Origin of the sequence: Nocardia sp. PE-7 (genome assembly GCF_030486425.1) — a bacterium.
GTDB lineage: Bacteria > Actinomycetota > Actinomycetes > Mycobacteriales > Mycobacteriaceae > Nocardia > Nocardia salmonicida_A.
Genome location: NZ_CP129614.1, coordinates 2,800,670 through 2,813,138 on the forward strand (window position 1 = coordinate 2,800,670; position 12,469 = coordinate 2,813,138).

Annotated in this window: 19 protein-coding genes and 1 pseudogene; 11 read left to right on the forward strand and 9 right to left on the reverse strand. The window is 63.7% G+C overall.

Annotated features, from left to right (window positions below; all coding sequences use genetic code 11):
- Positions 1–5 precede the first annotated feature (5 nt).
- Positions 6–1,013, reverse strand: coding sequence for an AurF N-oxygenase family protein (locus QX204_RS13080; RefSeq protein WP_301907005.1), 1,008 nt, complete (start codon positions 1,011–1,013; stop codon positions 6–8).
- A gap of 336 nt (positions 1,014–1,349) precedes the next feature.
- On the opposite strand from QX204_RS13080, the gene QX204_RS13085 reads away from it, so the two are divergent.
- Positions 1,350–1,838 carry a hypothetical protein gene (locus QX204_RS13085; protein WP_301907006.1) on the forward strand — a complete coding sequence of 163 codons (489 nt, stop codon included), beginning with the start codon at positions 1,350–1,352 and terminating at the stop codon, positions 1,836–1,838.
- Positions 1,839–1,895: 57 nt separating this feature from the next.
- Positions 1,896–2,378, forward strand: coding sequence for a hypothetical protein (locus QX204_RS13090; RefSeq protein ID WP_301907007.1), 483 nt, complete (start codon positions 1,896–1,898; stop codon positions 2,376–2,378).
- 64 nt (positions 2,379–2,442) lie between these two features.
- Here QX204_RS13090 and QX204_RS13095 read toward each other — a convergent pair whose 3' ends face one another.
- From QX204_RS13095 to QX204_RS34440, 3 genes are all read right to left on the reverse strand, one after another.
- Entirely contained in the window at positions 2,443–2,802 is a 360-nt protein-coding gene (locus QX204_RS13095; RefSeq protein ID WP_301907008.1) for a nuclear transport factor 2 family protein, read from the reverse strand.
- Between the two features lie 80 nt (positions 2,803–2,882).
- Positions 2,883–3,143, reverse strand: a complete 261-nt coding sequence (locus QX204_RS13100) for a VOC family protein (protein WP_367620202.1) — start codon at positions 3,141–3,143, stop codon at positions 2,883–2,885.
- Positions 3,140–3,250, reverse strand: a complete 111-nt coding sequence (locus QX204_RS34440; RefSeq protein ID WP_367620188.1) for a VOC family protein — start codon at positions 3,248–3,250, stop codon at positions 3,140–3,142. The genes QX204_RS13100 and QX204_RS34440 overlap by 4 nt, the downstream gene beginning before the upstream one ends.
- 437 nt (positions 3,251–3,687) lie before the next feature.
- Between QX204_RS34440 and QX204_RS13105 the strand changes: the two genes are divergently transcribed.
- Both QX204_RS13105 and QX204_RS13110 read left to right on the forward strand, forming a co-directional pair.
- A complete protein-coding gene (locus QX204_RS13105) occupies positions 3,688–5,070 on the forward strand; it encodes a glutamate decarboxylase (protein WP_301907009.1) in 1,383 nt (460 codons plus the stop codon).
- A gap of 255 nt (positions 5,071–5,325) precedes the next feature.
- Positions 5,326–5,499: a CsbD family protein gene (locus QX204_RS13110; protein WP_301907010.1), complete on the forward strand. Its 174-nt coding sequence runs from the start codon at positions 5,326–5,328 to the stop codon at positions 5,497–5,499.
- A gap of 154 nt (positions 5,500–5,653) precedes the next feature.
- Here QX204_RS13110 and QX204_RS13115 read toward each other — a convergent pair whose 3' ends face one another.
- The gene (locus QX204_RS13115; RefSeq protein WP_301907011.1) at positions 5,654–5,962 is read right to left on the reverse strand and encodes a MerR family transcriptional regulator; all 309 of its coding nucleotides are present in this window, start codon (positions 5,960–5,962) and stop codon (positions 5,654–5,656) included.
- A 154-nt stretch (positions 5,963–6,116) separates the two neighbouring features.
- Between QX204_RS13115 and QX204_RS13120 the strand changes: the two genes are divergently transcribed.
- The 5 genes and pseudogenes from QX204_RS13120 (at position 6,117) to QX204_RS13140 (ending at position 8,664) form a co-directional block, all read left to right on the forward strand.
- A complete protein-coding gene (locus QX204_RS13120) occupies positions 6,117–6,542 on the forward strand; it encodes an Hsp20/alpha crystallin family protein (protein WP_084787175.1) in 426 nt (141 codons plus the stop codon).
- Positions 6,543–6,692: 150 nt separating this feature from the next.
- Complete coding sequence (locus QX204_RS13125; RefSeq protein WP_301907012.1) at positions 6,693–6,893, forward strand: hypothetical protein; 201 nt, start codon at positions 6,693–6,695, stop codon at positions 6,891–6,893.
- Between the two features lie 67 nt (positions 6,894–6,960).
- Positions 6,961–7,127, forward strand: a pseudogene (locus QX204_RS13130) (cold-shock protein); the annotation flags it as partial.
- Between the two features lie 595 nt (positions 7,128–7,722).
- The gene (locus QX204_RS13135; RefSeq protein ID WP_301907013.1) at positions 7,723–8,067 is read left to right on the forward strand and encodes a hypothetical protein; all 345 of its coding nucleotides are present in this window, start codon (positions 7,723–7,725) and stop codon (positions 8,065–8,067) included.
- 195 nt (positions 8,068–8,262) lie between these two features.
- Positions 8,263–8,664 carry a hypothetical protein gene (locus tag QX204_RS13140; RefSeq protein WP_301907014.1) on the forward strand — a complete coding sequence of 134 codons (402 nt, stop codon included), beginning with the start codon at positions 8,263–8,265 and terminating at the stop codon, positions 8,662–8,664.
- Positions 8,665–8,754: 90 nt separating this feature from the next.
- Here the strand turns inward: QX204_RS13140 and QX204_RS13145 are convergent, their stop codons facing one another.
- From QX204_RS13145 to QX204_RS13160, 4 genes are all read right to left on the reverse strand, one after another.
- Positions 8,755–9,261 (reverse strand): pyridoxamine 5'-phosphate oxidase family protein, encoded by a 507-nt coding sequence (locus QX204_RS13145; protein WP_301907015.1) that lies wholly within the window; start codon positions 9,259–9,261, stop codon positions 8,755–8,757.
- A gap of 139 nt (positions 9,262–9,400) precedes the next feature.
- On the reverse strand, positions 9,401–9,751 hold the full coding sequence (locus tag QX204_RS13150) for a histone-like nucleoid-structuring protein Lsr2 (RefSeq protein WP_301907016.1): 351 nt from the start codon (positions 9,749–9,751) through the stop codon (positions 9,401–9,403).
- 205 nt (positions 9,752–9,956) lie between these two features.
- Positions 9,957–10,385 (reverse strand): pyridoxamine 5'-phosphate oxidase family protein, encoded by a 429-nt coding sequence (locus QX204_RS13155; RefSeq protein ID WP_301907017.1) that lies wholly within the window; start codon positions 10,383–10,385, stop codon positions 9,957–9,959.
- A gap of 358 nt (positions 10,386–10,743) precedes the next feature.
- On the reverse strand, positions 10,744–11,322 hold the full coding sequence (locus tag QX204_RS13160) for a TetR family transcriptional regulator (protein ID WP_301907018.1): 579 nt from the start codon (positions 11,320–11,322) through the stop codon (positions 10,744–10,746).
- Between the two features lie 39 nt (positions 11,323–11,361).
- Here QX204_RS13160 and QX204_RS13165 point away from each other — a divergent pair, with 39 nt between their 5' ends.
- Both QX204_RS13165 and QX204_RS13170 read left to right on the forward strand, forming a co-directional pair.
- Positions 11,362–11,715, forward strand: a complete 354-nt coding sequence (locus QX204_RS13165) for a darcynin family protein (RefSeq protein ID WP_301907019.1) — start codon at positions 11,362–11,364, stop codon at positions 11,713–11,715.
- Positions 11,712–12,461, forward strand: a complete 750-nt coding sequence (locus QX204_RS13170) for an SDR family NAD(P)-dependent oxidoreductase (RefSeq protein WP_301907020.1) — start codon at positions 11,712–11,714, stop codon at positions 12,459–12,461. The genes QX204_RS13165 and QX204_RS13170 overlap by 4 nt, the downstream gene beginning before the upstream one ends.
- Positions 12,462–12,469: the final 8 nt, after the last annotated feature.

Below are 12,469 nucleotides of genomic sequence, written 5' to 3' on the forward strand. Positions count from 1 at the left end.
TGTCGTCAAGCGGCGTGCTTGGCGGAGCGCTTGGGCTCCGAACGGTACCGGCTGGAGGGGCCGTCGATACCGAGCAGCTTCCACACCCTGCGCGCGACCGGGTTCATCAACCCGATCTCCTCGGCCAACGCACGCACGTCGACGTAGTAATCGGCGAAGGTCCGCTTCGATTCCTTGGAACCGTAGAACAGATCCTTGCGCACCTCGGCGGGCATATCGAACTGCTTGAAGAACGTCTTCGGCGGCGTCGCGATCGCGCGACCGAGGATGAACATCACGATCGGCATAGCGATCGAGAGCACAGCCTTGTTCACCGCGGGCTGGGCGGGCACGTTCTTCTTCAAGAACTCATGCGCGAAGGAGATATGACGAGCTTCCTCGGCCACATGGATCGCCATCACCCCACGCATGATCGGGTGGATATCGTCACCCGAACGCAGAATGTCCTTCTGGATATGGTCGATCGGCTCCTCACCGGCGAGCACGGCCATGAAGAAGAAGTTCGGGAACAACGCACCGGCCGGCGCGGCCAGATGACGCAACTGACGCACGAGCGGGTTCATACCCGGCACGTCGGCGACGCGGTTCACCATCTCCTGGAACATCAGAGTGTGGTTGTGCTCTTCGATCATCTCGTGCGAGCAGTACCGGAACTCCGGGTCGTTGTTGTCCAGGTTGAAGATGTGCTGCATCATGCCGATGATCAGAATGGCCTCGAACTGCAGGCCGACCTTGGCGACGTTGGCCTGACGGACCTTGCCGATCTCGATCTTCTTCTCCAGCGGCAGCGCCTGGTACCAGGGGTGGCGACCGATGGGATCGGCCGAGGTCACCAGGACCCAACGCTCGGGCTTGCAGTTCGGATCGAAGTCGGGGGCGTCCCAGTCGATGTCCTCGAACGGGTCGAAGTGGCGATCGACCGATGCCTCGGACAGCATCAGCAACTTCTCGGCGTACGCCTGAGCCTGGGCGACTACAGGATCGACGTCAGGGGTGGTGGGCGCAGACATCATTATCACTGCCTCTCCTCGAAAGTGTTGCTGTGTCTTGCGGTTACCCATAAATGGTGAATCGTAACGATGCCAACCCAGGAGAGGTTCCCGGGCCGACGCCAGATGTAAGGGTTTGTTGAGAGTGCGAACCGGTCACGGCCACCCTGGTCTACCCGCTGGTAGCTTGTTGTGGCGTGTGTCGCAATCTGCAAAAGCCCGTTGCGTCGGTGCGGGGCCCGGCGGACATGCGTCTGCTCGCGCTGCCTGGTCAGGAGTTGCTTTGTTCAGTGAAGGAAATCTGAATTTCGTACAGATCCCGGACGGTCATGCCGGGGCAGGTCTGTCGGGTGCGCGCCGGTGAGTGCACCGATTCCGCGCTATTCCCCCTCCTCCAAACACGGGCCGTTTCTCTCGCCACAGGAGTTGGTGGCCGCGATCCACGGACGTACCGACTGTGATCTGCCGTTGGCGCGATGGGCTCGAACCCTCGGATCGTTGTATCGGGAATGGCTGGCTGAACCCACCGCTGTTCGCGTCGGACAACAGATCGTCGAGGTCGTGCACGACATCGATGCCTGGATTACCGCCCGGCTTCCGCGCCCGCGCCCAGGTGTTCCACGCGGCATCGATTCGGTGGGCGGGGTAATCGGCCGTGTCGCCGAGGCCGCTGCCTGCGCTCAATGGGCGCTACACAACACCGAGGACGCCGATCAACGGCACCGGGCGTGGAACCATCTCGCCGAAATGCGGGAAGGCTACGAAGATATGGTGCGGTTGATACTCGATGGATCCATCCATCTGCCCGAGTCCTGGCCCAGCATCAGCTGGTCGGCCGCGACGATGTAGCACCGTCCGGCGTGCCTGTCCTATTCGCATCGAAATTTTCGGGATACGACGTCGGAAATGAGCGGTGAGCTGATCGTTTGTCTTTCCCATCGAGGGTATTCCGATGGAGTAAGGACAACACCGGGGGATGCGAGGAGTAGCAGAATGAGCACCACCAGTGTAGTCGTGACTATCGTCGGCGCAGTCATCATCGTTATCGTGCTTGCTGCCGTCATCGTGGCTTTGATGCGTAGTCAGCGTGAACGCCGCCGGGTCGATGCGGCGGGAATCCGCGATCGGGCGGCGGAACAGGAATTCGAGGTCGGACAGCGAGAGGCACGGGCGGAGGAGATCGCCGCCCGAAGCCGTGCGGCACAGGCCGAGGCCGATGCCAAAGCCGCTCATGCCGAACAGCTCGCCCAGCAGGCGCAGGTACACCACAGCGACGCGGCGGAATCACGCGCGGAACTGGACAAAGAATGGGAACGCGCGGACAGGATCGACCCGGACAGGAAGCCGGGTCAGCCGATCGAGGATCCAGAACGGCCGAGCTCGGTCTGACGGGACGCCGAATGGAGTTCCGGACGCACTCTTCCGCACAGGGCGAATTCGGGCGACAGAACCATCAATCCGTCGTACTGGCGTGCGCCGCGATAATCCGCCAGCCATGCGTATCGTCGTGCAACCAGGAACGCGTGTAGCGCATCCTGGCTCCGAAAGGCTCGCCGTTGACGGTCCCCTCGACGGTCCCGAGAAACCAGGTCACCCCAGTATTTCCGTCGGTGAGTGCGCTCAGCTCTTCCTCGACCAAGGCTGTCACCACCTGCGTCCGGGTGCGGTGAAGCTCCAGGTCGTCGGCCTTGGTGTAGACGTCTGCGCCGAAGGTGAAGATCAACCGGTCATCCAGCAGACTGTCCAGCGCCTGCACATCCCCAGCAAGTTGCGCGGCCTGCAACCGCCGCTCGGCGTCTCGCAAGTTTTCCATGCGCCTCACCCTGCCAGCCAATGTGGCAGTCCCGCCACGATGTTCGCGTTCAGCTGAGACTGTCCGGTGATGCCGACCGGTCAGCTGCCGGCTGCCGTGGTTCCCCATACGAGGCAGAACGTGTGACCTGCGGGGTCACGGAATACACGGAAGTTGTCTTCACCGACGGCATCGGGCACACGGGTAGCGCCGAGACTCAACACATTTCGCTGCGCCGACTCGATGTCGTCGACTTCGATGTCGAGGTGGAACTGTTGCGATCCGCGAGGGTCCGGGAATAGCGGCGGCTCGTGTTCGGGCGCGAGCTGGAACGCGAGCCGCCGCCCCTGCGAATCGGTCAGGTCTCATCGGTGTCCTCGACGGTGCCGCCGAGCAGTTCCCGGTAGAAGCGCGCCAGTCCGCCCGGATGCTTGCAGTCGAGCACCACCGAACGAAGGTTTCCGATCATGCACCCCGAGTTGCCGTCGGAGGACGGGCTAAACCCCAGCAGAAGCGAGCGAGCTGCTTTCGATACAGGGACAAGCAACGACACCGTCGCGCCACCGGCCGCGGCGCGACGGTCGGCGCGGAAGGTGGAATCGCGAACTCAGGTGCTCGAGTATCCGCTCGATCATTTCGACGTCTACGACGGTCCATGGCAAAGGCAGTCGCTCGCGATTCCGGCCGACCCTGAGCCCCCGAACTGCTGGTGAACCACGCACGCTATTTCATCCGAATCGGGTGAAGAAGCCTCAACCGGCCGACGGCATCATTCGAAGCACATCCGGCGCCTGGGTGTCGTGGCTGTGGTGGAAGGAGCCTCGTAGATCGCGCGAACCGACGGGTGGTGGCGTTGTTCGTGCGCGTCCGAGCCGCCATCGCCGGTCTCTACTCGAAGGGATCTCCATGTCGCGCAAACGCACGCACGCTCCTCAGATCGCCCCGGCGTATACCGGCCGGCTGTCGATGAATCCGGTACCCGCGCTGCGGATGCCCGCGGACAGTATGGATCCGGATGTCGCCTATCGATTCATCCACGACGAACTGATGCTCGACGGGAGCAGCCGGCTGAACCTGGCCACTTTCGTGTCGACGTGGATGGATCCGCAGGCCGAGAAGCTGATGGCTGAGACGTTCGACAAGAACATGATCGACAAGGACGAATACCCCGCGACCGCCGCGATCGAGCAGCGATGTGTGTGCATGGTCGCCGACCTGTTCCACGCTGAGGGCCTGCGCGATGACGACCCGACCAGCGCCACGGGGGTGTCGACGATCGGATCCAGCGAGGCGGTGATGTTGGCCGGGCTGGCGATGAAGTGGCTGTGGCGCGAGAAGGTCGGCGACGGGTGGAAGGGCCGCACACCCAACATGGTGATGGGTGCCAACGTGCAGGTGGTGTGGGAGAAGTTCTGCCGCTACTTCGATGTCGAGCCGCGGTATCTGCCGATGGAGAAGGACCGTTACGTCATCACACCCGAGCAGGTGCTGGAGAACGTCGACGAGGACACCATCGGCGTCGTGGCGATCTTGGGCACGACGTTCACCGGCGAACTCGAACCGATCAGCGAGATATGCGCGGCGCTCGACAAGCTCGCTGCCGACGGGGGACCGGACATCCCGGTGCACGTCGACGCGGCCAGCGGCGGCTTCGTGGTGCCCTTCGTGCATCCCGAACTGGTGTGGGACTTCCGGCTACCGCGCGTGGTGTCGATCAATGTCAGTGGTCACAAGTACGGGCTGACCTATCCCGGCATCGGCTTCGTGGTGTGGCGCAGCCCCGAATACCTGCCCGATGACCTGGTCTTCCGGGTCAACTATCTGGGTGGCGACATGCCGACCTTCACACTCAACTTCTCCCGGCCCGGCAATCAGGTCATCGGCCAGTACTACAACTTCCTGCGGCTCGGCCGCGCCGGCTACGGCCAGGTCATGCATTCCCTCTCGCAGACCGCGCGATGGCTCGGCGACCAGCTGCGCAAGAGCCAGCACTTCGAGGTGATCACCGACGGTTCGGCGATCCCGGTGATCAGCTTCCGGCTGTCCGGCAACCCTGGCTACACCGAGTTCGACGTCTCGGAAGCGTTGCGTGCCTACGGATGGCAGGTGCCCGCGTACACCATGCCGGACAACGCCACCGATATCGCCGTATTACGCATCGTGGTGCGGGAAGGGTTCTCCGCGGACATGGCCAGGGCGTTGAGTGATGACATGACGACCGCGCTCGGACACCTCGACGCGCTCAAGCCCAACGGATACTTCGACCGCGTCCGTCCGTTCGCGCACTAGCACGCACCACGCGAATTCATGCCACAGGTGAGGGACGCCCACTCGACGAACGCCGGCGGCCACGCGTAATGAAATCCGCTCCAAGCGATTTCAACTCGAACCTCACGCCGGAGTCCCAGCTCAGGGACACTTCCGGGGTTACCGGCGGCGTCGGTGAGTGCCCGTGGGTGTTTGTCTCGGCCCGGGGCGGCTATCCGTCACTTGACTGGCCCGACAGAAGCAGGGCGGTCGGACCCGACCGGAAGGGATTAGACAATGAGCACAGCTGACAAGGCCGAGAACAAGGCTGACGAACTCGCCGGTAAGGCGAAGGAGAAGTTCGGCAGCGCGGTCGACGACAAGCACCTCGAGAACGAGGGCAAGAGCGACCAGGTCAAGTCCAATCTCAAGGCCGCGGGTGAGAAGGTCAAGGACGCTTTCCGTAGCTGACCGATAATTCTGTCACTGCCGTCGAGCGGGTGCGCGCCCTACTGGGTGCCACCCGCTCGTTCGTGTCCGCATCCGACGACATCGGCTGCATCGCGGGCACGGAGCGGCGAGGTGGCAGGGCTGAGCACTGGCGACCGGCCGGTGTGTACGCAGGCTAGGTCGACTCGGCGCGTAGTCGATCACGTTCCGCGCGGAGGCGAGCGACAGTGTCTTCGAGCTCGAGTATGCGAGCCACCGCGGTGAGATTGACCCCATCGCAGGTAAGGGTGGTGATGCGGTGCAGGCGGGTCAGGTCCTCACCGCTGTAGCGGCGGGTGCCACCGGCGCTACGGGCGGGGGTGACCAGCCCGTGCTGTTCGTACAGGCGCAGGGTCTGGACCCCGATGCCGGCCAACTCCGCGGCAACGGAGATCGCATACACCGCCTGCGCTGGTGACGGCCTTGAGTTGTGTGGGGAGACCATCTGCGTCCTCTCGCTTCCACTGATTCTCTCCCAGATTACTTGTTTCTGGTACTTGCACTCATCTAGGTAGAATGCTAGAAAATATCTATGTCAGATGACAGAGGTTATCTGATCATCATCCTAGTGAGAATGGAGTGAGTTGGAGGTGGCGACCATGTTGATGCGCACCGATCCGTTCCGTGATCTGGACCGGTGGACCCAGCAGATGTTCGGCACAGCGGCACAGCCGGCAGCGATGCCGATGGATGCTTGGCGCGACGGCGACGAGTTCGTGGTCGAGTTCGATCTGCCCGGAATCGACCCGGAATCCCTGGATTTGGATGTCGAACGCAATGTGGTGACCGTGCGCGCATCGCGGCCCGGCCTCGACGCGAATCGGTCGATGATCGCCGCGGAGCGCCCACGTGGGGTGTTCAGCCGTCAGTTGTTCCTCGGCGAGAGCCTCGACACCGACCAGATCCGCGCCGACTACCGCAACGGTGTGTTGCGGCTGTCGATCCCGGTCGCGGAGAAGGCCAAACCCCGCAAGATCGAGATCGCCCGCGATCACGACCGCGAACCCCAGGTGATCAACGCCTGATTCCACAGTCGAAAGTGAGGTGATGCGTATCGAACCATCGCCGAAACCCTTGCGAATGAGCTGAATTCGACTCCCTGAAGTCCGGTGGCCGGGTCTGTGGACCCGGCCACCGCCTCCACCCCGTCCAACCGTCGATTCGAGGAGAACCCGATGACCGTCTTATCGAGTGGTTCCGAGTCCGATCGCGTCGAACGGGACACCTTCGTCTCGGATCCGGGCCGCGAATCAGGCCTCGGCGTCGCCGCCGTGTACGCCGAGGAGCCTGAGCGCGGCGCCCATCCCACCGACCGTATCGACCAAGCCTGGAGCGCCTCCGATGCCGACGACGACCTTTCCTGTCTTGCCTTCTGAGCACTGCGCGCACCCGGACCCGCACCAGCACGAGGCCAGGGAATGCCGAGACTGGCAGCCCGGTCGCGTGAGCTGGTTCGACGCGGCGAAAGGGTTCGGTTTCCTGAGCTCCGACCGGGGCGGACCAGCGGTGTTCTGTGACTACACCGCCATCGCCACCCGGGCTACAAGCTCCTGCACGCCGGACAGCGCGTGATCTTCACCGTGACCGACACCGGCCGTGGGCCCGAAGCCGGTCAAGTGCTGACCTACGACGAGTCCGGCACCGACGCCGCGACCGCCCCATCCCGACCTGAGGGTTGGGTGCGATCGCTGCTCCGGGCTCGCACGACCCGCAGCCACTGAGCGCACGCAGCCTGACCTATTGCGAGGAACAACAATGCCTACCGACTACGCCACCGACCGACAACAACCGACCATGTCGACCGAGACGGCCGTCATCCGGTGGCCCGAACCCAGCCCTCTCGACACATGGTGGACCGAGATCATGGATGGCGTTTCACCACCAAGCCCCGCCCACGTCGAGCACCGCGCGCGAAGCGGACGCCGCCACCTCGCGGCTCGCCCGGTTCTGGCCGCTACATATCGTTTGCCCGCCGGTAGCTGCACTGGATAACCGTGGATAGCTGCGGATCCGGCGGCGGGAGATCGTCGATGCATCTGCTGAGAAACATAGTGTTAACGCAAGGTTCGATTCGCCGGGTGCGGATCACAACCCTCGGGGGAGGAACTTGCACAATAGCTACATAATTGCTGATTTCGCCTCCATCGCCTCCGTGTATTCGGTACGTTGGCCGCATCCACGGCGCGAATACGGTAGGGGTATCGGATGGACGAGCGCACCGGCAATACCGCACGATCGCTGTGTCACGAGGACGGCAATCAGATACGCCGGAATCTCGAGCGCAACCTGTTGTTCGACGCCGAGCTGTGCGACACTGTCACGGCTGCCCATCTACGCGCGGTCGTGGACCACCTGAAAGTCGCGGTCCAGATCTGTGCGCAGGAAGGGATCGCGCTTGCGTTGGTACTGCGCGAAATAGAAGCCGCCCTGGTCGCGATCCCTGAAGGGATTCCCGCCGATTGGCAGTCCAACCTTCGCCTCCATCTGGTCGACTACGTGACAGCGGCATTCGCGAAGGGTTGTCTACAACCCCAATCGCCCCCGCTGTAATCACCGACCTCCGACCAGTCCTCGGCCCTGAGATCGTTCCCTCGCGTCGGCAGATCGTCCGCGCCAACGGCCCCTGAAAAGGGAAGCGCCACAGTGTGATTGAATGATCGGTTCGCTCGACGCGAGGATGTCGTGCGGACTGCTGCTGACGGGAGGATTCCGCCGGCGCATCGTTTCGCGAAAGGACAACTCGATATGACACGGTCTGCCATCGGGCGCACAGTTGCGATGATCGGAGCCGCGGGCGCCCTAACCGGGGCCGTTGTCGCGGGCGCCGGTGTTGCCGGCGCCGTTGACGTCCCTGCCTACGGCAGCGTCCGCTACGTCTTCTGCTCCGACGTGCAGGCAGGCAACGAGATCACCTACTACGACTCTCTCGGCAAGCGCGACGAGGTTGTCACGTTGACCGAGCCCATGGAGGGTGACCGGTGGTGCCGCAATGTCGACGTGCTGTTCGCCAAGAAATCGTTCGTCTGGTCGGCGATCAGTCACCCCGACGCCCACTACGTGTTCGCGGCGATTTACGTGAACGGCAAACTGGTTGCTCGCGACGAGGACCGCTCGACCTACGGTTACGGGTCGGCGCACGCCATGTGATCGATAGTCCCGACGGAGTCGGTGTATCGCTCGGTCGACCATCGGCCGGGACGACACGTTGGTCGCCCCGGCCGACCCGGTGAACGCTGATCAGGGTTCGACGTCAGCTGTACTGCCGCCGAGCGGCATGGCGGGCAGACCGAGTTTGCGATGGTCCCAGGAGCGGATCCGCGTCGGCTCGACCCGAACGACGATGCGTTTGTGCATCATGGACTCGACCAGTGGACGAGCCTGCTCGGTGTAGGGACCGACGTAGCGGCGGAAGACGTCGATTCCGGCGCTCCAGTACTCCTCGTCCTCGGGGTCCTCGATCAGATGCGCTGTTCCTTCGATCGAAACGCCGCGCAACTGGTCGTAGGTGTCACCTGCCTCTGCCATACAGGTCAGGGTCGGGTTTCGGCGCAAGTTGGTCGCCTTCTGCGACTTCGCCTTGGTCTCGAAGTAGATCTTGCCGTCGACGTGCCCGAACCACATCGCTGTCAGGTGCGGTTTCCCTTCGGCGTCGAGGGTGGCCAAGGTGAGCACCCTGCTGTGGTCGAGGAACTGCGCGATCTCCTCCGCGCTCATCTGCACCGTTGCCCGCTGTTTGATTCCCACGTTCACCTCCCGCTCGATCGTTGAGCCGACCTTATCGAGCAACCGCGCTCGGCGATCCCGAACGCGATCATTCGCTGGTCAGCGCGGCTGTGGGCCGATCGGTAGGCGTATGCCGAATCGTGCAGTAAGCGTGGAAATGCTATGCCGACGCTGCGTCATACGCGGCGATGACGTCTGCGGAGATCCGTCCGCGGGTAGAGACGGTGTGACCGTTTTCATTGGCCCACGAGCGAATGGCGGTGAGATCGTTGCGTGGGGTGGGTGCGCTCGTGGATTTCTTTCCGGCGAGGCGAGCGGCGGAAGTCTTGGCTCGGCCGATTCGGCGGGCGTAGGGGAGCCACTGGTCGAACGTTTCGCGCAGTTTGGTGGCGTTGGTCGCGGACAGGTCGATTTCGTAGCTGGCACCGTCCAGTGCGAACGTAACGGTCTCGTCGGCCTCGGAGGTGCCGTCGAAGTCGTCGATAAGGCTGACAACGACTTTGCGAGCCATGGGAATCCTTTTCATTCGAGTGCGGAAGGTTTCACACGGATGCTAGTAGCTGGAGGCCGGTCGAGCGCGTCCAGTGCCAGCGCACTGGCAGCGGTTGGGCTGTTTCGCGCTGATTCGGCGACGGATTCACTGTGCTAGCGCCACAGCGGATCTCGCGAGGTCGGCGCAACGATCCTCGGTCGAGGCGTCTGACAGAGTACGACCGTCATATCGAGAATCGGCTCACGCTTTCGGGCTCGATGGTGATGAGCAACCATTTCTCGGCCAGCATCTTCGCGAGTTCGTCGGCTCGACTCTCGTCGTCGAGGTCCCAGTAGCGAGCGGCCAAGCGGGAGAGCAACTCGTGGGCTCCGTCGGTCGAGATGGTGGTGTGGCCGGCGATGGAAACCCAGCGCTCGCGTTCACCGACGGGGGCAGCGACGACGATCGACGCGCGGGGGTCGCTCCGCAATCGCGCGACCTTCACCGAATCCGGGTCGGTGAACAGCTGAATTGTGCCCTCGGTGGTGACCTCGAACCACACCGGCCGGGGCTGGGGCGGTGTGGGTCCGTCGGCCACGGACAGAAACCCGTAGAGGGGGCGTTCGAGAAACTCGATATCCTTGCCGGTCAACGAATGTGGTGCGGCGTCCATCCTGATCCTTTCTGAGGAGTGAGAGGTGTTGCTGATCATGACCCCAGTCAACGCAGCCGGCGCGGCCAATTCCATAGGTGAGAAGCCGGATTCGATGTGTATTCGTCTAACGATCGCCGACGCGCGGTCGACCTGGTGAAATCGGAGTCGACCGGCAGACGGCTCCCTCGGCGAATCCTGGCCTCGGTCTCATGCCGTATTCGGCGTGTTCCGGCGCAGGATCCAAGTTGCGAGTCAGCGGCAAACACGCGAGTTGCCCGAGCTAACCGGTTCCTGCACAGAAGAATTGATGATAGACGGCCCTGGAATGCTAGATGCCGGTGGGCTCTGACCCGGCCACCGCGATGTTGCGCTCAACTCATGGTGAGTCGGGCCGGTTGAGCAGGGCATCGATGAGCCGGTGTGCGGCGGCGTCACAGCGTTGCTTGTCATCAGTGACCAGTCGGTCGAGCAGGATCCCCTTGAAGCCCGAGGCCAGCACCGTCGCATCGATACGGGCGTGCGCGGGATCGTGTCCTGCGCCGGTGAGCAGCTCGGCCGCGTAGTCCACCCATGCCAGGATCGCGTCACGGGCGGCGGGGTGCTCGGCGGAGTCGGTGGTGAGACCGGCGGCGAGCAGGTGGTACATGACGGTGAAGTGCGAGCGTTGTTCGTCTGCGGTCATCGCCGCCCATGCCGACGTCGCCGCGTCGGCGGGACACTGCTCGGCGGCACCGGCGAGTTGGCGCTGCATCTGCTGTCGATGTTCGGCGAACGCGGCTGAGAGCAGCTGCTCGCGGCTGCCGAAGTAGTGCACGAGCATGCGCGCACTGGTCCCGATGCGGCCTGCCAGGCCCCGCAACGTGAAGTCGACGAGACCGTGACGGGCGAAATCGTCGAGAGCGGCGTGGAGCAATTCGTCGCGGCGGGTGGGATTCGGAGGTGTTCGGTCAGCCACCCCTTGACTGTAACATTTGTTACATCTAGGGTCTGCGGCATGAATGTAACAAATGCTTCATCGCTGGGTGTCGAGCCCACCGAATACACCGCGTTCATGATGTTGACCGCGCTACCGGCATGGCTGGATTTGAGCCGACCGCAGCGTCGACACCTCGCCGACACCACCCTGGGCACCGCCCTCGCGGCCCGGACGAAAACCACGATGAGGTTCTACGACGCCGAGGCCTTCAGCGCCCGTTGCAGCGACATCGCCGTGTTCGCCACCACCGACCTCGACGAGTACTACCTGGTGATCGAGCAACTGCGCGACTCCGCACTGTTCACCACGCCCTACTTTCGCCTCGAGGACCTGATTCTGTCCGTGGAAGACGGGCACAGGGCCGCCGAATGAATCAGCAGATCGTTGCGCGCGCGGCGCTCGTCACCGGCGGTGGCAGCGGAGTCGGCTTCGCGTTGGCCCAGCAGCTCGCCGCCACCGGCCGTCACGTGCTGATCTGTGGCCGCGACCCCGACCGCCTGGCGAACGCGGCCGCCCGCGTTCCCGGCCTGCAGACCATCTGCGCAGATCTGGCAGTTCCCGCTGACGTGGATCGCGTCGCCGCGACCGCGGCCGCGATCTCCGGGCTGGACCTGGTCATCAACAATGCCGGAGTCCAAATCGACCGGCAATGGGTGACATCGGAGGCCGACGAACTGCTCGACGATGTGACCGAGGAACTGGCAGCGAACCTGGCAGCACCGCTGCGTCTGACCGCCCGGCTGCTTCCCACGCTGGCGCTCGCGCCGGCCGCGACGATCGTCAACATCACCTCGGGACTCGGGTTGGTGCCCAAGCGTTCCGCACCGGTGTACTGCGCTTCCAAGGCGGGCTTGATCGCCGCGACAACCTCGTTGCGGTACCAGCTCGCTGTAGACGCACCGACTGTGCGCATCGTCGACGCGATGCTGCCACTGGTCGACACCGCCATGACCGCCGGGCGCGGACGCGGCAAGATCAGCCCGGACGCGGCCGCGGCGGCCGTTCTGTCCGGACTGCGCAAGAGGCGCGTACGCCGAATCCGAGTCGGCAAGGTTGGCATATTGCTTGGGATGCAACGAATCTCACCCGCCCTCGCGGCGCGCGTGGTCGCGGACTGATCGGAGCC